The sequence below is a fragment of the Rhizobium sp. SRDI943 genome, from assembly GCF_057653695.1.
In genome coordinates, this window is record NZ_CM172787.1 from 1,379,690 (window position 1) to 1,400,369 (window position 20,680).

At 62.2% G+C, this 20,680-nt stretch carries 17 protein-coding genes; 4 read left to right on the forward strand and 13 right to left on the reverse strand.

What is annotated here, in order from left to right; all coding sequences use genetic code 11:
- Positions 1–3: 3 nt before the first annotated feature.
- Positions 4–1,263 (reverse strand): L,D-transpeptidase family protein, encoded by a 1,260-nt coding sequence (locus AC245Y_RS06980; RefSeq protein ID WP_017993626.1) that lies wholly within the window; start codon positions 1,261–1,263, stop codon positions 4–6.
- A gap of 92 nt (positions 1,264–1,355) precedes the next feature.
- Positions 1,356–2,648, reverse strand: coding sequence for a DNA polymerase IV (locus tag AC245Y_RS06985; RefSeq protein WP_026157318.1), 1,293 nt, complete (start codon positions 2,646–2,648; stop codon positions 1,356–1,358).
- A 76-nt stretch (positions 2,649–2,724) separates the two neighbouring features.
- Between AC245Y_RS06985 and AC245Y_RS06990 the strand changes: the two genes are divergently transcribed.
- The gene (locus tag AC245Y_RS06990) at positions 2,725–3,312 is read left to right on the forward strand and encodes a GNAT family N-acetyltransferase (RefSeq protein ID WP_032996306.1); all 588 of its coding nucleotides are present in this window, start codon (positions 2,725–2,727) and stop codon (positions 3,310–3,312) included.
- On the opposite strand, the gene AC245Y_RS06995 is transcribed toward AC245Y_RS06990, so the two are convergent.
- Together AC245Y_RS06995 and AC245Y_RS07000 are read right to left on the reverse strand one after the other, a co-directional pair.
- Positions 3,287–3,961 carry a hypothetical protein gene (locus AC245Y_RS06995; protein ID WP_017993629.1) on the reverse strand — a complete coding sequence of 225 codons (675 nt, stop codon included), beginning with the start codon at positions 3,959–3,961 and terminating at the stop codon, positions 3,287–3,289. The genes AC245Y_RS06990 and AC245Y_RS06995 overlap by 26 nt on opposite strands.
- Positions 3,962–3,963: 2 nt before the next feature.
- A complete protein-coding gene (locus AC245Y_RS07000) occupies positions 3,964–4,272 on the reverse strand; it encodes a DUF3572 domain-containing protein (protein WP_012756983.1) in 309 nt (102 codons plus the stop codon).
- Positions 4,273–4,404: 132 nt separating this feature from the next.
- Here AC245Y_RS07000 and AC245Y_RS07005 point away from each other — a divergent pair, with 132 nt between their 5' ends.
- On the forward strand, positions 4,405–4,776 hold the full coding sequence (locus tag AC245Y_RS07005; protein WP_003547430.1) for a response regulator: 372 nt from the start codon (positions 4,405–4,407) through the stop codon (positions 4,774–4,776).
- Positions 4,777–4,794: 18 nt separating this feature from the next.
- Entirely contained in the window at positions 4,795–6,168 is a 1,374-nt protein-coding gene (locus tag AC245Y_RS07010; RefSeq protein WP_012756984.1) for a PleD family two-component system response regulator, read from the forward strand.
- 747 nt (positions 6,169–6,915) lie between these two features.
- Here the strand turns inward: AC245Y_RS07010 and rpmG are convergent.
- The 9 genes from rpmG to AC245Y_RS07055 all read right to left on the reverse strand — a co-directional run bounded on the left by rpmG (position 6,916) and on the right by AC245Y_RS07055 (position 18,551).
- Complete coding sequence (gene rpmG, locus AC245Y_RS07015) at positions 6,916–7,083, reverse strand: 50S ribosomal protein L33 (protein WP_003547442.1); 168 nt, start codon at positions 7,081–7,083, stop codon at positions 6,916–6,918.
- A 92-nt stretch (positions 7,084–7,175) separates the two neighbouring features.
- A complete protein-coding gene (locus AC245Y_RS07020; protein WP_017993630.1) occupies positions 7,176–8,360 on the reverse strand; it encodes an MFS transporter in 1,185 nt (394 codons plus the stop codon).
- A gap of 254 nt (positions 8,361–8,614) precedes the next feature.
- The gene (locus AC245Y_RS07025; protein ID WP_017993631.1) at positions 8,615–9,067 is read right to left on the reverse strand and encodes a DUF983 domain-containing protein; all 453 of its coding nucleotides are present in this window, start codon (positions 9,065–9,067) and stop codon (positions 8,615–8,617) included.
- Positions 9,068–9,190: 123 nt separating this feature from the next.
- Complete coding sequence (gene rnr, locus AC245Y_RS07030; protein ID WP_017993632.1) at positions 9,191–11,563, reverse strand: ribonuclease R; 2,373 nt, start codon at positions 11,561–11,563, stop codon at positions 9,191–9,193.
- A 1-nt stretch (position 11,564) separates the two neighbouring features.
- Positions 11,565–14,219: a type I DNA topoisomerase gene (gene topA, locus AC245Y_RS07035; RefSeq protein WP_012756988.1), complete on the reverse strand. Its 2,655-nt coding sequence runs from the start codon at positions 14,217–14,219 to the stop codon at positions 11,565–11,567.
- Positions 14,220–14,467: 248 nt separating this feature from the next.
- Positions 14,468–15,610, reverse strand: coding sequence for a DNA-processing protein DprA (gene dprA, locus AC245Y_RS07040; RefSeq protein WP_017993633.1), 1,143 nt, complete (start codon positions 15,608–15,610; stop codon positions 14,468–14,470).
- Positions 15,610–16,230 carry a glycerol-3-phosphate 1-O-acyltransferase PlsY gene (gene plsY / locus AC245Y_RS07045; protein WP_012756990.1) on the reverse strand — a complete coding sequence of 207 codons (621 nt, stop codon included), beginning with the start codon at positions 16,228–16,230 and terminating at the stop codon, positions 15,610–15,612. Before plsY ends, dprA begins: the two co-directional genes overlap by 1 nt.
- Before the next feature lie 78 nt (positions 16,231–16,308).
- On the reverse strand, positions 16,309–17,598 hold the full coding sequence (locus AC245Y_RS07050; protein ID WP_012756991.1) for a dihydroorotase: 1,290 nt from the start codon (positions 17,596–17,598) through the stop codon (positions 16,309–16,311).
- Complete coding sequence (locus AC245Y_RS07055) at positions 17,595–18,551, reverse strand: aspartate carbamoyltransferase catalytic subunit (protein WP_012756992.1); 957 nt, start codon at positions 18,549–18,551, stop codon at positions 17,595–17,597. Before AC245Y_RS07055 ends, AC245Y_RS07050 begins: the two co-directional genes overlap by 4 nt.
- Positions 18,552–18,730: 179 nt before the next feature.
- On the opposite strand from AC245Y_RS07055, the gene AC245Y_RS07060 reads away from it, so the two are divergent.
- The gene (locus AC245Y_RS07060) at positions 18,731–20,389 is read left to right on the forward strand and encodes an acyl-CoA dehydrogenase family protein (RefSeq protein WP_017993634.1); all 1,659 of its coding nucleotides are present in this window, start codon (positions 18,731–18,733) and stop codon (positions 20,387–20,389) included.
- Positions 20,390–20,680: the final 291 nt, after the last annotated feature.

The following is a 20,680-nucleotide window of genomic DNA, read 5'->3' on the forward strand; positions in this document are numbered from 1 at the left end:
GCGTCACCCGCGGGTGATTGTGATGAAATCCGTGCCTTCGCCGGTTTCCCGGCCGAGGCCTGTATCGGAGATCGTCAGCGTCGAGCCGGGCGCGATGAGGGCGTCGATCCTGCGGCGGGTCTCATCGGGGATGGTAATCCGGCTGAGCGAACGGGCGATCGGCTTGCCTGTAATGATCGAGCTTTCCTGATTGGTGATGCCGAGCCGCTTCATCGTTTCTCGGGAGAGATTGTTCTCGAGCGTGATGCCGAGCCAGTCGGCGGTGCCGGCCTTTTCATCGACTGCATGCAGCGTGAAGAAATGTGTGCCGAGCGCCAGTCCCGGATCGGCGATCGTCACCGGCGCTTCGAAGATCGGCTTGAAGGACTGCCGCACCATGATAACGCCGTTGGGCGGCTCTCCCTTGCCAGCCGCGGCATAGGCTTCTCTGAGGAGCGTGTCGGAAACCAGGCTCCTGTCGGCGGCAAATTCCGCCGGCCGCAGCGTCTTGAAAGCCTTGATCGCCTGCACCGTCGACGGACCGAGCAAGCCGTCCGGACTGCCGGCGGAAAAGCCGAGCTGGTTGAGCAGGGTTTGGATGTCGATCACCGTCTCGCGCAGCGTCCGGCGCGTGACGAGCATGCTGATCGGCTCGGACGGCGGCTCTGGTTCTGTCGCTGCAATCGGCTGCACTGCCGGCATCGGCATCGCAGCGGTATCGTTCATCGCCACCTGCACCGGCTTCTCGGGGCTGTCGAGCATCGAGGGCCGCAGTTCGACATCCGAAAGCAGCGGCATTGCCGTCGGCGTATCTGGACGGAAAAGGGTCGGATGCTCGATTGGCCGCGGCACCAGCTCACCGTCGCTGATGATGACGGGGACACTGAGGTCGGTCATGCCATAGAGCATTTTTGCGAAGGCGCCGGGCATACGCACGCAGCCATGCGAGGCTGGATAACGCGGCACGGAATTGGATTCATGCAGCGCAATGCCGGACCAGGTCAGCCGTTGCATGAACGGCATCGGCGCCGCCGAATAGAGATTGGATTCGTGGTATTTCTGCTTTTCCAGCACCGAGAAGATGCCGCTCGGCGTCGTGTGGCCGTCCTTGCCGGTCGAGACCTTCGAGGTCGCGACGACCTCGGTGCCATCATAGACCGCAAGCGATTGCTTGTCCTTCGAGACGAAGATCTGCAGCGTGCGCGCAGCATCCGCGGCAAGAGCGGGGTGCACGAGTGCGGTGGCCGACAGCAAGCCGAGGCCGAAGACGAGACGCGAGAACATGAGACCCAACCATACGCAATACTTGCCCGGCACATTATGGGACGAAGTTTAAGGAAGATTTTATGGGCCGCCTGGCTGGCAGGCCTCACGCGTTAGTGATCGCGCTTGCTGTTGCCGAACGTATAGCCGGTCTCGACCGTCTTCTTGCCGAACTTGTCGCGCAGCTTATCCATCGCCGCTTCGGCCGCCGCACGCCGGCCCGATTGCTGGTCGATCAGATCCGGCGGATCGGCGCGGGCGGCATCGCCGAGATCGGTGACGCCGATGCCGATCAGACGGAACTTCGTACCATCAGTCTCTTTTTCAAGAAGCTCGAGCCCGGTGCGGAAAATCTTGTCGGCAAGCTGGGTCGGGTCTTCGAGCTTGCGGTTGCGGGTGCGCGATTTGAAATCGGCGCTCTTCATCTTCAGAACCACGGTCTGGCCGGCAATGCCGTTTTTCTTCAGCCGCCAGGAGACCTTTTCGGAGAGGTTGCGCAGGATCGGCACCAGATCGTCATAACGCGAGATGTCATCGAAGAAGGTGGTCTCCGACGAAACGCTCTTGGCGGCATCGTTGAGATGCACTTCGCGGTCGTCGATGCCGCGCGACAACCGTGCGAGCCGTTGGCCGATGCTGCCGTAGCGGCGCATCAGGTCGTTTTCTTCCATCTGCTGCAACTGGCTGATGGTGCGGATGCCGTCCGCCTCCAGCGTCGCCGCAAAGGCCTTGCCGACGCCCCAGATCGTGGTGACGGGACGCGGCGCCAGGAACTCGACCGCTTCCTCGCGGCCGATGACCGAAAAGCCGCGCGGCTTCTGCAGATCGGAGGCGACCTTGGCGAGAAATTTGCAATAGGAAAGCCCGACCGAAACGGTGATGCCGACCTCCCTTTCGATACGGCGGGCGAATTTGGCCAGCGTGCGCGCCGGCGGATCGTGATGCAGCCTCTCGGTGCCGCCGAGCTCTAGGAAGGCCTCGTCGATCGATAGCGGCTGCACCAGCGGCGTCAGATCCTGCATCATGGCGCGCACCTGCCGTCCGACCCGGACATATTTCTCCATGTCGGGGCGGATGACGATCGCTTGAGGGCATGCTTCCAGCGCCTTGAACATCGGCATGGCCGACCGCACGCCATGGATACGGGCGATATAGCAGGCGGTGGAGACGACGCCGCGTTTGCCGCCGCCGATAATGACAGGCTTGTCGGCAAGCTCGGGATTGTCGCGTTTCTCGACGGCTGCGTAGAAGGCGTCGCAGTCGATATGCGCAAGCGTCAATGCGTAGAGTTCGCGATGGCGCACGAGGCGCGGGCTGCCGCAGGAAACGCAACGGCGCGCCTCGCTCTTCTGCTCGGCAAGGCAGTCGCGACAGAAGCCGGGTGTCTTGTCAGGCGTGGGCGTCATCATGGGAACAAAGATTGAACATTCTGAGATTACGCCTTAAGCTTCCGAGTCACAAGAGAGGGTGGAAGCTTTGCCTTTGGATAACGACCTTCGTTTCGAGCCGGTGACAGCAGAACGCTGGGACGATTTCGAAACCCTGTTCGGGCCGCAGGGTGCCTTCTATAACTGCTGGTGCGTCGCATTGCGTCTGCCGCATGCGGTGAGGACGAAGATGGCGGCCGACGAACGCAAGGCGCATATGCGGGAGCGGATCAAGGCGGGTCCGCCGCCTGGCATCCTCTGTTATGCCGAAGGCGCGCCGGTCGCCTGGGTGCAGGTCGGGCCGCGCCACGACGTGTCGCAGTTCAATTCGCCGCGCACCGTCTCGCGGCCGCTGGAGGAGGGCGATGCGCATGATCCATCCATCTGGGCCGTCAGTTGCTTCTTCCTGCTGCCCAAACTGCGCGGCAAGGGAATGAGCCACCGTCTGCTCGCCGGCGCGATCGACCATGCGCGGCGCCAGGGAGCGCGGCTGCTCGAAGCCTGTCCGATCGATCATGTGAAGCAGTCGAAATCCGTGACACTCTGCATCGGTTCGACGGCGATCTTCCATGCCGCCGGTTTCGAGGCGATAGCACGGCGCAAGGACGGTCGGCCGCTCATGCGGCTGGAACTGCGTGCGTGAAGGTGCCGGAAACAAAATGCGCCTTGATCAGCTCGGCCGCATGCGTCCAGTCGGTGGCGCGGGTGATGTCGTCAGCGGCGACCGGTGCGAAACGATGGACGGGCGAGTTCGGCATCAGGTGAATCAGCAGGCAATCGGCGACGTGATCCCTAACGGAATGCAGATTGCGCGCCATATCATCGATGAAGACGACGGGAAGGGAGCGGCTGGCATGCAATGCGTGAACGATCGGCCCCTTGGGTTGTTCGGTGGCAAGCAGCGGAAAGAGCAGGCCCATCCTGTCGAGCAGGCGACGGCGCTGGTTCTGGAACCGCTGCTGCATGGCTGTCAGGAAAAGCACATCGGCCTCTTCCGAAAGCCGGTCGAGCGTTTCGACGACGCGGTCGAGCGGCGTCTGCCACAGCTCTTGTGCCTCGAAGAATTCCTCGATCAGCCGGCTGACCTCTTGATCCTCGATCTCCACGCCGTCGGCTTGCGAGACGATGTTGCCGTGCAGCCGGAACGATCGCGGCAGAAACGCGTGACCCTGGCTCTGAAGGAAAAGCTGGAAGGGACCTATGAACTGCAGCACGACGTCGTCGACGTCGCAGACGATCAACGGCCGTTCGCCGAGGTGGATATGCGAGATGTCGAATTCCCCGGAGGTCACGGTCAGTATTCTCCGGAATCGAGGCCCGGTGACGAGAAATGCCGCCAGGCCGCCGTCACGGTCTCTGGGCTGATTCCGCTCGCCGCGCAGAAGGCCATGGCCGTCGGTTCGTGGTTCATCAGAAAATCCATCAAGCCGGCAAGGAATCCCGGATCGTTGACGGCGTTGCGCACCTGGCCGGGCGCCACCCCCGTCAGGGCGAGGAAACGGCCGAACATGTCGGGGTCGCCGGCAAGCCAGCCGAGCACGGCGATCGCCGTTTCGTGTGGGTCGGCAGCCTGTTGTTTCGAAGTCTTGAAGTTGCTTTGCATTTCGCTGGGTAAGTTACCTTTTCTTCAACCAAATACCGGTAGCGTGCGCTATCGGTTTCACGCAGCTTTTGTCCGCATGTGCCTTTCTCATGGGACGAACCGCTGCGCGAACGGACGTAGGGACAGCTTGTCATGCCCAAACAGGTGATGATTGTAGAAGATAACGAGCTCAACATGAAGCTCTTTCGCGACCTCATCGAGGCGTCCGGCTACACGACGATCCAGACCAGAAACGGTATGGAGGCGCTCGATCTGGCGCGCAAGCATCGCCCCGACCTCATCCTGATGGATATTCAGCTTCCCGAGGTCTCTGGCCTCGAAGTCACGAAATGGCTGAAGGAAGACGACGAGCTGCACGTGATTCCCGTCATCGCCGTTACGGCTTTCGCGATGAAGGGCGACGAGGAGCGGATCCGCCAGGGCGGCTGCGAGGCCTATGTTTCCAAGCCGATCTCGGTTCCGAAATTCATCGAGACGATCAAGACCTATCTGGGCGATGCCTGACGCATCGGAAAGACGCTGATGACTGCGCGAATACTGGTGGTTGACGATATTCCGGCCAACGTGAAGCTGCTCGAAGCGCGGCTGCTTGCGGAGTATTTCGACGTGATGACCGCCGCCGACGGCTATACGGCGCTGGCGATCTGCGAGCGCAACCAGGTCGATCTCATCTTGCTCGACATCATGATGCCCGGCATAGACGGTTTCGAGGTCTGCGAGCGCCTGAAGGCCAGCCAGAAGACCGCCCATATTCCAGTCGTCATGGTCACCGCGCTCGACCAGCCGACCGACCGCGTACGCGGCCTGAAGGCTGGCGCTGACGACTTTCTCACCAAGCCGGTCAACGATCTGCAGTTGATCTCCCGGGTGAAGAGCCTGCTGCGGCTGAAGACGTTGAGCGATGAGCTGCGCATCCGCGCCGACACTGCTCATACGATGGGCATCGATGACCTCACACGGGCAGGCGAGGGCCGCGCCGACGAGACCGCTCAGGTCCTGCTCGTCGACGGTCGCGCCAATTCGCAGGAGCGCATCGTCAAGGCGCTGAAGCCCGTCGCCGACGTGCTTGCCCTCTCCGATCCGCAGGCCGCCCTCTTCGAGGCCGCCGAAAGCGCGTTCGATCTCGTCATCGTCAATGCCAACTTCGACGATTACGATCCGCTTCGCCTCTGCTCGCAGCTGCGCTCGCTGGAGCGCACCCGCTTCCTGCCGATCCTGATCATCACCGAGCAGGGCGCTGACGAAATGGTGGTGCGCGCGCTCGATCTCGGCGTCAACGACTACATCATCCGCCCGGTCGATCCCAACGAACTGGTTGCCCGCAGCCTGACGCAGATCCGCCGCAAGCGCTATAACGACCGCCTGCGCGCCAGCGTCAAGCAGACGATCGAGCTTGCCGTGACCGATCCGCTGACCGGCCTTTATAACCGGCGCTATCTCGACAATCACCTGAACGTGCTCTTCAACCGTTCGATGGCGCGGGGCCGGCCGCTTTCGGTGCTGATCACCGATATCGACCGCTTCAAGCATGTGAATGACACCTACGGTCATGACGGCGGCGACGAGGTGCTGCGCGAATTTTCAAGTCGCGTCCGTTCGACCATCCGCGGTGCCGATCTCGCCTGCCGCTACGGTGGAGAGGAATTCGTCGTCGTGATGCCCGACACCTCGCCGGAAATTGCCGCCGCCGTCGCCGAGCGCCTCCGCGCGGCGATCGAAAGTGCTCCCTTCATGCTGAAACACTCCGGGGAAGCGCTGAGCGTCACTGCTTCCTTCGGCATCGCCTCGCGTATTGCGTCGGTGCTGACCCCGGGCCAGCTGATGAAACAGGCGGATCTGGCTCTTTACGAGGCCAAGAATACCGGCCGCAACCGTGTGGTCGCCGCGGCCGCGTGACGAATCATTTGCCGCCATATGCGCCATTCGCGGGTTTTCCACCGCGGTAAGCCAATTGTTACCGATTTTTAATCTTCGCCTGTGCAAGGCGGAACGAAAAATTTGCAGTTCAATAGCCCAAAAATGGACTCGCTGCGTTGCTGCGGATGTGTTGCCGCGCGACAGTCTTGAGAGCATCTGCCCGTAGCTCAAAATGAAATGGAAAATATAAAAACTGCCTGCCGCCAACAGGGGCAAATAGATTGCGGCGACGTCACCTCACGTAGGGGAGGGGAGGCGTAAGTTATTCAGTTATATTGTCGAATTTCTTCGAAAGGTCAGGCGCTACGCTTCGAGTCCAAGCAGAGCCGACAAATCTTTGTATGTCCCAAATCTGGACTTTTAACCATAGAATCAAGCTGCAAACATTCACCATTAAGAATTTGTTGATTTTCTTTCATTTTTGCGCAAATTATCGGCTCATAAGAGAAGCGCTCCCGTTGAGGAGTTGTCGATACCCCATGATGCTCAGGTCCGCCGCATCTCCTGGGTCGTGGGGTCGGTCGGCTAGTAGGCAAGTTATAGCGGTTCCTCGTGCCGTTTTGCATGCTGGCCGACCCCCTTTCAAGAAAACGCCGCCACTTCCCGAAGATGGAAGGGCGGCGTTTTTCTGTTTGCGCTATCATCTTTTAAAGACGATCAATCCGGGCAATAAAAAACGCGCAACCCGAAGGCGCGCGCTTTTTTGAAATCCGTCAGGCCAAGTGATTACTTGATCTTGGTTTCCTTGAACTCGACATGCTTCTTCGCAACCGGGTCGTACTTCGTCTTCGTCATCTTGTCCGTCATCGTACGGCTGTTCTTCGTGGTGACGTAGAAGAAACCGGTGTCGGCTGTCGACAGCAGCTTGATCTTGATTGTTGTAGCCTTGGCCATGGTCGTCCTGCCTTTAAGAAAATGAAAGCCGTGGAAGCCGGATGGGCTCCACGGCAAATCCTGGCGCGAAACTACGAATCCCGCCCGAAAAGTCAAGCCCGTTTTCGAATGAACATCAGTCTGATGCCGGAAAGTAGGGCGTAAAGACCGAAGAAAGCCGCAATCGCCCAGGCAAAACCGTTATTTCCAGCGACATCGATCGCCGCGCCGATGGCCTGCGGCCCGGCCACGGTTCCCATCGCATAACAGAAGACAAAGGCAGCATTGGCCGCCGCAAGATCGGAGCCGGTCAGCCGCGAGCCGAGATGGCTGAGGCCGACCGTATAAAGGCCTGAGACACAGCCGCCCCAGAAAAGCAGGAGCCCGGCCATCAGAAGCCAGTTGTCGAGCAACAGCGGTAACATCATCGAGCCGATGAAGCCCATCAGCGCCATGCCGGCCAGAAGCGGCCGCTTGTCGGCGATGCGGTCGGAAAGCAGGCCGAGCGGGATCTGAAAGATGACGTTGCCGACACCCATCATGGTGAGCAGCAGTGCGGCCTGCGATTCGGTGAAATGGGCGCGCACGGCAAAGATCGGAAAAAGCGACAGCCCGCCCGCTTCGACGGCGCCGAAGATGAAGACCGCCGCCGTCGCCGTCGGCACCAGGAAAACGTAGCGCATGAAATGCAGCTCCGGTTTTTCCTCGAGCACTGGGCTTTCGTCGCGGGCGATGAAGATCGGGATGGCGGCAAGCAGGATGGCGGCGGCGCCGATCAGGAAGGGGAAGATGCCGTCGCTGCCGAGGATCGAAAACAGCAGCGGTCCGGCCGCGAAGCCAAGGGAAAGCACCGTCGCATAGATGCCGAGCACGAAGCCGCGCTTGGAAGGCGGCGAAGCGGCGTTGATCCAGAATTCGGAGAGGATGAACAGCGTCGTCGTCGCGCCGTGGAAGGCGAAACGCAGCGGAAACCACATCCAGAAATCCTGGGCGTAATAGAAACCAAGCGCGCTCAGCGCCGAAATCAGCACTGCCCAGATCATCGTCGGCGCAACGCCGTATTTATGGGCGAGCTTGGTGGTGATCGGTGCGGCGGCCATCGCCGCGACCCCGGCCATCGCCGTGTTGAGTCCGATCAGGGTGGACGAGATACCGCGTTTTTCGAGGATGATGCTGAGGAGGGGCAGACCGAGGCCGATTGCTATGCCAACGGCTGATATGGACGAGATGGCTGCCACCAGAGAAGGCCAATGGATTTCTTCGACATCGCCCGGTGTGCCGGTTCTCGGCTGAGACATTTATCCATCCTTAGAGAGGTGCGCGAACGAATCGGCCGATCCCGTCAGATAGATAGACACGGACGTGCCAAATCCAGGTGACGGATGCCGCTTCGCAGTATTTCCGATGTGAGTGACCATCTGCGGAATGTAAAGCCCGTTCGGGCAAGAAATGCTAACCATGTCAGGTCTTGAGGATCCTTGGCTCCCGCATTTGGGTGGTGGTCGGTGGAGGGCTGGCACTACACGTTAAATATGTCTGGAAGGTGAAGGGGCTAATTCGGCCGGCCGGGGATGTCATAATCGTCCGGACCATCACTCTCGCCGCCGAAGCCGTGCATGCGCAGTGCCCATTGCAGACCGATGACCCCGCCCTTGATCGGCTGGATCGAGGCAAGCGCGGCGATAACGGTGATCGGCGCCCAGATGGCCAGATGGACCCAGACCGGCAGCACGAAGGTCATGTCGGTCAGCATATAGCCGCCGACCACGACGTGGCCGAGGACGAGGATGACGATATAGGGTGGCAGGTCGTCGGCGCGTTGGTGATGCATCGCCTCGCCGCAGGCCGCGCAATGATCGACCGGCTTCAGGAAGGCACGAAAGAGCTTGCCGTTGCCGCAGGCAGGACAGCGGTTCATCAACCCGCGCATAATGGAGCGCCCAAGCGGACGCTTGACCTGGGGCGTATCCCCGTAGCGGGCAACCGGATCGGTCGGTGTGCTCATCGCATGTTCCTCTTCGGATCTAAAGCATGTCGCGCGAAACTGTGCTGCGGTTTCGCGATAACGACATGCGTAAAAACAAGGACCTACGGCGCGGGGAGCCAATCTGAACGATTGCGACGCGCTTTAGTGCCGTCCGCGCGGCGGCCTCGTTCCGGGCTTCTTGCGGACCTGGCCCCTGTCGCGGCGGCCCGCCTTGTGGAAGGAGCGCACTGCCGCCGGCATCTCGCGACCCTCGCTGACCATTTCGAAACGCAGCGCGCCGGCAAGCGGGATCGCTTCGGCAAGCTTCACGGTGACGCTATCGCCCAGGCGATAGCCGAGCCCCGTCTTTTCACTGGAAAGCGCCTGATGCGCCTCGTCATAGATGAAGTAATCGCTGCCGAGCGTAGATATAGGGACGAAACCGTCGGCGCCATAGTCCGGCAGGGCGATAAAAAGCCCCGATTTCGTCACGCCCGAAACCCGCCCGGGAAATTCCTCGCCGACCCGGCCGCTGAGGTGATGCGCGATCAGCCGGTCGACTGTCTCGCGCTCAGCTGCCATGGCCCGGCGCTCGAATGTCGAGATTTCAGCCGCGATATCGTCAAGTGCTGCCTCTTCGTCAGGAGTGATGCCGCCTTCGCCGAAGCCGAGCGAGCCGACGAGGGCGCGATGCACGACGAGGTCGGCGTAGCGGCGGATCGGCGAGGTGAAGTGGGCGTATTTCATCAGGTTGAGGCCGAAATGCCCGATATTCTCCGGGCTATAGATCGCCTGGCTCTGCGAACGCAGCACCATCTCGCTCACCATGGTCTGATGCGGCGTGCCGTCCGCCTTCGCCAGAATGCCGTTGAAGTTGTTGGCTCGCATGTTGCCGCCCTTGGCAAGCGAGATGCCGAGCGTGGCCAGGAACTCGCGCAGGATCTCCTGCTTGGCAAGCGTCGGACCATCATGGATGCGGTAGATCAGCGGCTGACGTTTCTTTTCCAAGGTCTCGGCGGCGCAGACGTTCGCCTGGATCATCATCTCTTCGATCAGCTTATGCGCATCGAGCCGTGGCGGCACGACGACCCGGTCGACCGTGCCGTCGGGCTTCAGGAGGATCTTGCGCTCCGGCATGTCGAGTTCCAGCGGCTGGCGCCGGTCGCGTCCACGCTTCATCACCTCATAGGCGTGCCAGAGCGGCTTCAGGATCGGCTCGAGCATCGGCCCGGTCTGATCGTCCGGCTTTCCGTCGATCGCCGCCTGCGCCTGCTGGTAGGAGAGCTTGGCTGCACTCTTCATCATGATGCGATGAAAGATATGGCCGATCTTGCGGCCTTCCCCGGAAAAGCTCATGCGCACGGCGAGTGCCGGGCGGTCGACGCCTTGCTTCAGCGAGCAGAGATCGTTGGAGATGCGCTCCGGCAGCATCGGCACGACACGATCGGGGAAATAAACGGAGTTGCCACGCTTCAGTGCTTCACGGTCGAGCGGTGAATTGGGGCGGACATACCAGGAGACGTCGGCAATCGCGACGGTGACGATGACGCCGCCGGGATTGTCGGGCGAGGGATCGAGCTCGGCATAGACAGCGTCGTCATGGTCCTTGGCATCGGCCGGGTCAATGGTGATCAGCGGTACGTCGCGCCAATCCTCGCGATGCGACATGGTGGCGGGCCTTGCAGCTTCCGCTTCGGCGATGACGGCCGGCGGGAAGACATGCGGAATGCCGTGGGCATGGATTGCGATCATCGAGAGCGCTTTTTCCGAACCGACGGAACCGACGACGGAAAGCACCTTGGCGCGCGGTAGGCCGAAACGGCCGAGACGGGCGATTTCGACTTCGACCAGATCGCCATCCGTGGCGCCGCCGGTGAAGTCGGGATCGATCACCATCTCCTCGCCGCGCCGTTCGATCGGCAGCAGCCGGCCGCCACCATCAGGTGCAGTGCGGAAAACGCCCATCGAGGCGCCGCGGCGCCTGTCGATCACCTTGATGATCCGCGCCGTATAGGCCGGCCCGCCGCGATCGACGGCCGGGAAGATTTTTGCCAGGATACGGTCGCCGAGCCCGGCGACGGGCGCCTTCCCCTTGCCCTGGCGGCCTGCGGGCGATTGCTGGCGGATGGCGACAGCCGGTGCTACGCCCTGGTCCTCCGGCCATTCCGCCGGCCGGCCGATCAGATCGCCGTCCTTGTCACGCGTGGTGATATCGAGAACGGTGACAGGCGGCAGCGCACCGGGCCGGATTAGCGACTTGCGGTTTTTCTGCAGCATGCCTTCCTGCTCAAGCTCCTGCAGCATCTGCTTGAGTTCGACGCGGCTATCGCCTTTCAGACCGAAAGCCTTGGCCAGTTCACGCTTGGACGCTTTCTGCGGATGATCGGCGATGAAGCGCAGAACCACCTCGCGCGAAGGCAGCGCGCCATGGACGATGTTGAGCGGCTCGACGGTGGGAGCATCCTTGCCGGCGTGTCCGGTCTTGCCCGGGCGCTTGCCCGCAGGGTTCGTTCTCTGGCGCGGTATCCTGCTCACGTCAGCTCTTTTTCGATTTCGCAGGCGCCTTCGCCTTCGTTGCCTTCGGTTTGGCGGCCGTCTTGGTGCTCTTGGCTTCGGCGGCCGCTGCCTTCGGCTTGGCTTTCGTCTTGGCCGCTTTGCCCACAGGTGTCTTTCCGGCCTTCTCGGCGATCAAGGCGAGCGCCTCCTCGACGGTGATCGCCTGGGGATCCTTGCCCTTCGGCAGTGTGGCGTTGACCTTGCCCCAGTTGACATAGGGGCCGTATTTGCCGTCGCGAACGGTAATGGCGCCGCCATCAGGATGATCGCCGAGCGTCTTTAGTGCCGCCGGTGTGCCGCGCGCGCCCCGGCCGGGTGCCTGGTTCGCCTTTTCGGCGATAACAGTCACGGCGCGGTTGAGGCCGACCGAGAACACGTCCTCGACGGTTTCCAGATTGGCATAGGAACCGTCATGCAGGAGGAACGGCCCATAGCGGCCGATGCCTGACGAGATCATCTTGCCCGATTCGGGATGTTTGCCGATATCGCGCGGCAGCGAGATCAGCGCCATCGCCTTTTCATAATCGATGTCCTCGGGTTTCCAGCCCTTCGGCAGCGAGGCCCGTTTGGCTTCCTTGCCGTCGCCGCGCTGGATATAGGGGCCGAAGCGGCCGGAACGCAGCGTCAGTTCCTCGCCGGTGGTCGGATCGGTGCCGAGGTTCTTCGGCTCGTTGAGCGCAGCACCATCCGCATCTCCGCCGTTTTCGGAGGAGAGCTGGCGGGTGTAGTTGCAGTCCGGATAGTTCGAGCAGCCGACGAAGGCGCCGTATTTGCCGAGCTTCAGCGACAGGTTGCCGGTGCCGCAGACCTGACAGATTCTGGGGTCGCTGCCGTCCTCCCGTTTCGGGAAGACGAGCGGTGCCAGCGCCTCGTTCAGCGAATCCAGCACGTTGGTGACGCGCAGTTCCTTGGTGTCCTCGATCTGGGCGAAGAAATCCTTCCAGAAATCGCGCAGCACCTGCTTCCAGTTCAACTCGCCGGCGGAAATCCGGTCAAGCTTCTCTTCGAGATCGGCGGTGAAGTCGTATTCGACATATTTGGTGAAGAAGCTCTCGAGGAAAGCCGTCACCAGCCGGCCCTTGGCCTGCGGGATCAGCTTGCGCTTGTCGATCGTCACATAGTCGCGGTCGCGCAGCGTTGCCAGCGTCGCGGCATAGGTGGAGGGGCGGCCGATGCCGAGCTCTTCCATCTTCTTGATCAGCGTCGCTTCCGAATAGCGCGGCGGCGGTTCGGTGAAATGCTGCGTCGAATTGATCTTCTGCTTGGCGAGCGCCTCGCGCGCAATGATCTCCGGCAGACGGCCATCCTCGTCGCCATCGTCGCTCTGCTCGCCATCTTCCTTCTGGTCGGTATATGCGGCGATGAAACCATCGAATCGGATGACCGAACCGACGGCACGAAGCCCGGCCTTCTCGCCCTTGTTGTCGGCGGTGATTTCAGCCGTCGTGCGCTCGATCTCGGCCGACGCCATCTGGCTGGCGATGCCGCGCTTCCAGATCAGCTCGTAGAGCCGGATCTGGTCGGCATCGAGGAATTTGCGGACACGGTCGGGCGAGCGGTCGAAATCGGTCGGACGGATCGCCTCGTGCGCCTCCTGGGCGTTCTTCGCCTTGGTCGAATAGAAGCGCGGCTTCTCCGGCATGTAGCGTTCGCCGAACTGGTCGACGATGGCACTGCGCGCCGCGTCGATCGCCTCGGGCGCCATCTGCACGCCGTCGGTTCGCATATAGGTGATCAGACCGACCGTCTCGCCGCCGATATCGACGCCCTCATAGAGCTTTTGGGCAACCTGCATGGTGCGCGAGGCCGAGAAGCCGAGGTTGGAGGAGGCGGCCTGTTGCAGCGTCGAGGTCGTGAAGGGCGGTCCGGGATTACGTTTGACCGGTTTCGCCTCGACAGAGTCGACGACGTAGCTCGCGCCTTCGAGCAAGGCCTTGAGCCGGCCGGCATCCTCGCCGTTACCGATTGCGCGCGGCTGCAGTCGTTTGCCATTCGCCGAAACCAGTCTTGCCTCGAACTCGTCGCCGCGCGGCGTCTTCAGGAGCGCTGAGATGTTCCAGTACTCTTCGGAAATGAAGCGCTCGATCTCGGATTCGCGGTCGCAGACGAGACGCAGCGCCACAGACTGGACGCGGCCGGCCGAACGTGCGCCGGGCAGCTTGCGCCACAGCACCGGCGAAAGATTGAAGCCGACGAGATAGTCGAGCGCGCGGCGCGCGAGATAGGCATCGACCAGCGGCACGTCGATGTCGCGCGGATCGGCCATCGCGTCGAGCACCGCTTTCTTGGTGATCGCATTGAAGACGACGCGCTTGACCGGTTTGCCGTTCAGCACGCGCTTCTTGTTCAGCATGTCGAGAACGTGCCAGGAAATCGCTTCGCCTTCGCGATCCGGGTCGGTCGCGAGAAACAGGCCATCGGCGGACTTCACCGCGTCGGCAATGTCCTTCATCCGCTTGGCGGAGGCGCTATCGACCTCCCAAAGCATTTCGAAATCCTGATCAGGAAGAACGGAGCCGTCCTTGGCAGGCAGATCGCGCACATGGCCGAAGGAGGCGAGCACTTTGTATCCCGGACCCAGATACTTATTGATCGTCTTGGCCTTGGCAGGCGATTCCACCACTACAACATTCATGATGATTCTCTAAAAAGGAAACGACGCCAGCGTTGAAGCCAGCGCGACACACACCGCAACATGGATATCGGCCCTCCGACATGGACAGGGAAATCGCTGCGGTCAAGGGGTTTGCTACAATTTTACCTCTTGTGTCCGCTGCAGCCAAAGGAAGATTATCGGCAAAATACAATTTTAGATATGCTATCGAAGGTTTTCGACTCAGAGTTCGGCAATTCGAAAGCCGCCGCCCGATGTCGTGCCCAGGTTCAATCGGAAAGCGAGACGAGGCCGCCCTGATGCCGGTGCAGCCTGCCTGATATATCGAGTTCCAGAAGGATGAGATAGACCGCGGATGCCGATAGGCCGGTATGGCGGATGACGTCGTCGATCTCGACCGGCGTCGGCCCGAGCGCATCGATGATGCGGTTTCGATCGGAATCCCCGGGCGGCACCGACATCGGCTTGCCATCAGGGGCGGGTTCCTCCGCCATCGATGACGGGAACAGGTCGAATTGCGCAAGCGGCGCCAAGGCCTCGACGACATCGGCGGGAGCGGTGACGATCGAAGCGCCGTCCTTCAGCAGGCCGTTGGTGCCATGGCAGCGCGGATCGAGCGGTGAGCCGGGCACGGCAAACACCAGGCGGCCGAACTCGCCGGCAAGCCGCGCCGTGATCAGGGAGCCTGAACGCGCCGCCGCTTCGATGACGACGAGGCCAAGCCCGATGCCGGCGATCAGCCGGTTGCGGCGCGGGAAGTCGCGGGCGCGCGGCTCCCAGCCGAAGGGCATTTCGCTCACCGCCAAGCCATTGCCGCCTGTTATCTCTTCGAGAAGGCCGATATTCTCCGGCGGGTAGGGCTGGTCGAGGCCGCCGGCGAGCGCTGCGATCGTGCCTGTGTCGAGGCTTGCCCGGTGGGCAGCGGTGTCTATGCCGCGCGCCAGGCCGGAGACCACTGTGTAACCCGCCCGGCCGCAGTCGCGCGCTACCATCGCCGCGAATTTCGCGCCTGCGATCGAGGCGTTGCGCGAGCCGACGATGCCGACGGCCGGCCGATTGGCGGCGGCAAGCGCGCCCTTGACGGCCAGAAGCGGCGGCGCGCCGTCGATCTGCTTCAGCGCTTGCGGGTAGTCCGGTTCGCCAATACCGACGAAGCGGGCGCCGAAGCGACGCGCCGCCTCGAGTTCCCGATGCGCCTCGGCCTCACTGGCTATGCGGATTGCCCGCGTGGCGCCGCCGCGCGCCGAAAGCTCCGGCAGTGCGGCTAGCGCTGCCTCGGCCGAGCCGAAATGATTGATGAGGTCGCGAAAGGTGGCAGGGCCGATATTGTCGGAACGGATAAGGCGCAGCCAGGCAATTCTTTGCCGTTCGGTCAGCGCGACGCCTTTTTGTCCGGCGCTCAGCGCATCCATTATCCCTTTGCCCCGATCTTGCTTTCCGTCCCGCTCATCAGGCGGGAAATATTCGCCTTGTGCTTCCAGTAGGAGATGAGGGTCATGATCGCCATGACAGCCGCAACCTTTTCGTTACCCAGTATCCATAGCGCAATCGGAATGACAAGCATGGCGACCAGCGCCGACAGCGAGGAGTAACGGGTGGTGAAAGCGACCGCCAGCCAGACGGCAGCGAAGAGCACGACCATGATCGGCGCGACGCCGAGCAGGGTGCCGATATAGGTGGCGACACCTTTGCCGCCCTTGAAGCCGATCCACACCGGGAAGAGATGGCCGATAAAGGCGAAGAAGCCGGCGATGATCGCGGCCTCCTCGCCGAGGAAATAGCCGACGACCCAGGCCGCGGCCGATGCCTTCAGCGCATCGAGCAGCAGCGTCGCTGCGGCGAGCGTCCGGTTTCCTGTTCTCAGCACATTGGTCGCGCCGATATTGCCGGAGCCGATGCTGCGCACGTCGCCAAGGCCGGCGGCGCGCGTGAGGATCAGGCCGAAAGGGATCGAGCCGAAGAGATAGCCGATAATGGCGGCGGCAAGCGCGATCGGCAGCGTGATCTGCCATGACATGAGATTGGATAACATTTGCCCCCTCAGCCTCTACGTGGCCTATCCTCGAGTCAGCCTTCTCCCGCTGGGGGATGGACGGCGATAGTGTCGGTTCTAAATTGCGTGGACAAGCTTTCCCGAGACGTATGTCGCAACCGCCCGCCCACTGAAGCGCGCATCCTCGAACGGAGTGTTCTTCGAGCGGGAGAGAAGCATGTCTTTGGCGACAAGCCAAGGCTCATCGAGATCGATCAACGCGATATCAGCCGCAGCGCCCGGCTTCAGCGTGCCGGCATTCAGGCCGAAAATCTGAGCGGGACGGGTCGACATGGCGTCGATCAGACGCATCAGGCTCACCTGGCCGCCATGATGAAGCCTGAGGGCTGCCGCTAGCATGGTTTCGAGGCCGATCGCGCCGTCCTCCGCCTCGCCGAAGGGCAGGCGCTTCGTATCGACATCCTGCGGGTCGTGCGAGGAGACGATGATATCGATCGCGCCGCTCGCAAGGGCGTCGGCCATCGCCACCCGGTCGTCTTCCGGGCGCAGCGGCGGATAGAGCTTGAAGAAGGTGCGGTATTCGCCGATGTCGTTTTCGTTGAGCGCCAGATTGTTGATCGAGATGCCGCAGGTCACCTTGGCGCCGCGGCTGCGGGCGCGCTCGATCGCCTCGACCGATTCCGGCACCGAGATCATCGCGGCGTGATAACGGCCGCGCGTCAGCTGCGCGATCCTCAGATCGCGTTCGAGCGGGATGAGCTCGGCTTCCTTTGGAATGCCGGAAAGCCCGAGCCAGCTGGCGAAAAGCCCCTCATGCATGACGCCGTTGGCGCCGAGATATTTGTCGCGTGTTTCGCAGCAGATGACGGCGCCGAATTCGCGCGCATAGGTCATGATCCGGCGCAGCACCTGTGTGTCGTGGACGCTGGAATGGGCATCGGTAAAGGCGACGGCGCCTGCCTGCATCAACAGGCCGATCTCCGTCATCTCCTCGCCGGCAAGGCCCTTGGTGATGGCGGCTGCCGGATAGACGTTGACGGCGGCCGTATCCCGCGCCGTCTTCTTGACGAATTCGACGAGTGCGATGTCGTCGATGATGGGATCGGTGTCCGGCATCATGATGATCGAGGTGACGCCGCCGGCGGCGGCCGCCCGGCTCACCGAGGCGATCGTCTCACGGTGTTCGCCGCCGGGTTCGCCGACATGGACGCGCGCATCGACGAGGCCGGGCGTCGCGACAAGGCCCGTGCAGTCGCGGATGACGGCTCCATCAGGCGCGCCCTGGTTCTGCGCCTTGCCGCCGGCGGCGAGAATCACGCCGTTTTCGGCAATGATCGTCCCCACCTCGTCGAGATTGCGCGACGGGTCGATGATGCGGACGTTCTTGAGGACGATCGGGTTGCTCATGCCATCATTCCATCGCTTCGGGGGCCTTGGTTCTGCGAGACGAGCAGCGTCTCCATGACGGCCATGCGCACCGCGACCCCCATTTCCACCTGTTCGGCGATGACGCTCTGCGGCCCGTCCGCCACTTCCGAAGCGATTTCGACGCCGCGGTTCATCGGGCCGGGATGCATGACGAGCGCATCTTCCTTCGCCGCTTTCAGCGTTTCGGCGTCGAGCCCGTAGAAGTGATAGTATTCGCGCACCGAAGGCACGAAGGCGCCGGACATGCGCTCGCGCTGCAGCCGCAGCATCATCACCACGTCGGCGCCCTTCAGCCCTTCCTTCATCGAATGGAAGACCTCGACGCCCATCTCGGCGATGCCGGCCGGCAGGAGGGTCGCGGGCGCGACGACACGCACGCGGGCGCCCATGGCGTTGAGCAGCAGGATATTGGAGCGCGCCACCCGCGAATGCAGCACGTCGCCGCAGATCGCCACGATGATGCGCGAAAGTTTGCCCTTGGCGCGGCGGATCGTCAGCGCGTCGAGCAGTGCCTGGGTCGGATGTTCGTGCTGCCCGTCGCCGGCATTGACGACCGAGCAGGAGACCTTCTGGGCGAGAAGGGCGGCGGCACCGGCGCTCGAATGGCGGATCACCAGCACGTCGGGGCGCATCGCATTCAGCGTCATCGCCGTGTCGATTAGCGTTTCGCCTTTCTTCACCGAGGAATTGCCAACCGACATGTTCATCACGTCGGCGCCGAGCCGCTTGCCGGCAAGCTCGAAGGAGGCCTGTGTGCGGGTTGATGCCTCGAAGAAGAGGTTGATCTGCGTCAGTCCGCGCAGCGTCGACGTTTTCTTCTCTCTCTGGCGGCTGATCTTGACGGCCTCGTCCGCCTTGTCGAGAAGATAGGTGATATCCTGCTCGGTGAGGCCCTTGATGCCGATGAGGTGGCGGTGGGGGAAAAAGACCATGACCCTGCCTCTTGCTGTCTCTGGCGGGTCTATAAAGAGTGCTGCCCGCCGGGGCAAGCATGTGCTGTGGGCAAAGGCTTATGTCCCCATGCATTTTCGCCCGAATTCCGATAGAGCAGAATGAACCGAATCATAACTTCCGGTTTCCCTTTGCCGGGTTCTTACACTAGAAGCGAATTATGACCTCCGCCAACCGGACTGATGACAAACTCGCAGAACTCAACCAGCCGAGCCTGTGGTCCGGCATCAATGCCTATCGATCTGATCCGTTGATCGTCGATCTGACGGCGGCCCTGCCGCGCGGCATCCGCGAAGACCTGGAAAACATGGGCCGCTACGTCACCTCGCCAGAGGCGCAGGAGATGGCGCGCATGGCAAACCAGGGCACGCCGCAGCTGCGCACTCATGGTCCACGCGGTGAGCGCCTCGACGTCGTCGAATTCCATCCTGCCTGGCATGCGCTGATGCGGCGCTCGATGTCGGTCGGCCTGCATTCCTCCGTCTGGGATCCCCAGGCCGATACCGAGGCCAAGGACGAGGCCCACAAGGTTCGCGCCGCGCGGTTTTATCTGACGTCGCAGCTGGAATCCGGCCATCTCTGCCCGCTGACGATGACGAGCGCTTCCGTTGCGGCGCTCTCGGCTTCGCCCGCGGTCCAGAAGGACTGGGCGCCCAAAATTCTCTCGCGCAAATATGATTCGTCGAACAAGCCCGCCATGCAAAAATCCGCCGTGACCATCGGCATGGGCATGACGGAAAAGCAGGGCGGCACGGATGTGCGCGCCAACAGGAGCGCTGCCGAAAAGGTCAGCGAGGGCATCTACCGGCTGTCCGGGCACAAGTGGTTCATGTCGGCACCGATGAGCGATGCTTTCATCATGCTGGCGCAGACGAAGGAGGGCATGGGCTGCTTCCTCGTGCCGCGCCTTCTGGAGGATGGTTCCGCCAACGGGCTGCAATTCCAGCGGCTGAAGGACAAGGTCGGCAACCGCTCCAACGCCTCCTCCGAGGTCGAGTTTACAGACACGTTCGGTTTTCTGCTCGGTGGTCCGGATGCCGGTATCCGCACCATCCTCGACATGGTGACGCTGACGCGGCTCGACTGCGCGCTGGCCTCGTCAGGCATGATGCGCGCCTCGCTCGCCGAAGCCGTGCACCACACCCGCGGCCGCAGCGTCTTCGGCAAAATGCTCGTCAACCAGCCGATCATGACGCGCGTGCTCGCCGACATGGCGCTCGATGTTGCCGCCGCGACGGCACTGTCCTTCCGTCTAGCCGACGCCTTCGACAAGGCGCGCGGCAACGCCGAGGACGCGGCCTATGCCCGCGTCATGACGCCTGTCGCCAAATACTGGTGCTGTAAGATCGCACCGGCGCTGATCTACGAGGCGATGGAATGCATCGGCGGCAACGGCTACATCGAAGAGCGTCCGATCGCCCGCCATTACCGCGAGGCTCCGGTCAACGCCATCTGGGAAGGCTCCGGCAACGTCATGGCGCTCGACGTGCTGCGCGTGCTGAACCGCGGCAAGGATCTGTTCGAAACGGTCTTCGCCGGCCTTGCCCGCGATCTCGGCCCTGCCGGCAAGAAGACGATCGACGTGCTGCGCGCTGCAATCGCGCTTTGCGAACAGGACGAGGGCGCCGCGCGCCTGCTCGTCGAGCAACTGGCGCTCGCCGCCGGTGCAGCCGAACTCTATCGCCTTGGGGCAGGGCGCATTGCCGATGCCTTCATCGAGACGCGTCTTGCCGGCGGCTGGCGATCCACCTACGGCATGCTCGATTCCCGCTTCGACGCCAGCTACATCGTCGACCTGCTCTATCCGCCAGCGGCCTGACCGCAGCGGGGTAGGCGATCCCGAGGCCAAGACGCTCGGCCATCGGATTGTCCTACGGCGATCATCGTTTATCGTCCGGCCGGTCGCGACGTATCGCGCCGAGGTCGCCTTCCCAGCCTATCCCTGCAAGATCTACGATCGGATTTTTCCGGCGGTGCCTCTCAACGAGGCTTCGCAAAGCCTGGTCGACGGTGGCCTTTTTGTCCCGTGGTGGTCATTGTTGCGTCGAGCAAGGCATCATCGATACCGATATTCGTCCGCATGATCGCGCCCCATGAGTATGATTATCAT

Excerpts from the sequence above, each read along its gene's own strand:
- rpmG (WP_003547442.1), bottom strand. The coding sequence starts at position 7,083 with ATGGCCAAGGCTACAACAATCAAGATCAAGCTGCTGTCGACAGCCGAC.
- AC245Y_RS07025 (WP_017993631.1), bottom strand. The coding sequence starts at position 9,067 with ATGAGCACACCGACCGATCCGGTTGCCCGCTACGGGGATACGCCCCAG.
- AC245Y_RS07005 (WP_003547430.1), top strand. The coding sequence starts at position 4,405 with ATGCCCAAACAGGTGATGATTGTAGAAGATAACGAGCTCAACATGAAG.
- AC245Y_RS07060 (WP_017993634.1), top strand. The coding sequence starts at position 18,731 with ATGACCTCCGCCAACCGGACTGATGACAAACTCGCAGAACTCAACCAG.
- AC245Y_RS07010 (WP_012756984.1), top strand. The coding sequence starts at position 4,795 with ATGACTGCGCGAATACTGGTGGTTGACGATATTCCGGCCAACGTGAAG.
- plsY (WP_012756990.1), bottom strand. The coding sequence starts at position 16,230 with ATGTTATCCAATCTCATGTCATGGCAGATCACGCTGCCGATCGCGCTT.
- AC245Y_RS07020 (WP_017993630.1), bottom strand. The coding sequence starts at position 8,360 with ATGTCTCAGCCGAGAACCGGCACACCGGGCGATGTCGAAGAAATCCAT.
- AC245Y_RS06980 (WP_017993626.1), bottom strand. The coding sequence starts at position 1,263 with ATGTTCTCGCGTCTCGTCTTCGGCCTCGGCTTGCTGTCGGCCACCGCA.
- topA (WP_012756988.1), bottom strand. The coding sequence starts at position 14,219 with ATGAATGTTGTAGTGGTGGAATCGCCTGCCAAGGCCAAGACGATCAAT.
- AC245Y_RS07000 (WP_012756983.1), bottom strand. The coding sequence starts at position 4,272 with ATGCAAAGCAACTTCAAGACTTCGAAACAACAGGCTGCCGACCCACAC.
- AC245Y_RS07055 (WP_012756992.1), bottom strand. The coding sequence starts at position 18,551 with ATGGTCTTTTTCCCCCACCGCCACCTCATCGGCATCAAGGGCCTCACC.
- AC245Y_RS06985 (WP_026157318.1), bottom strand. The coding sequence starts at position 2,648 with ATGACGCCCACGCCTGACAAGACACCCGGCTTCTGTCGCGACTGCCTT.
- AC245Y_RS07050 (WP_012756991.1), bottom strand. The coding sequence starts at position 17,598 with ATGAGCAACCCGATCGTCCTCAAGAACGTCCGCATCATCGACCCGTCG.
- dprA (WP_017993633.1), bottom strand. The coding sequence starts at position 15,610 with ATGGATGCGCTGAGCGCCGGACAAAAAGGCGTCGCGCTGACCGAACGG.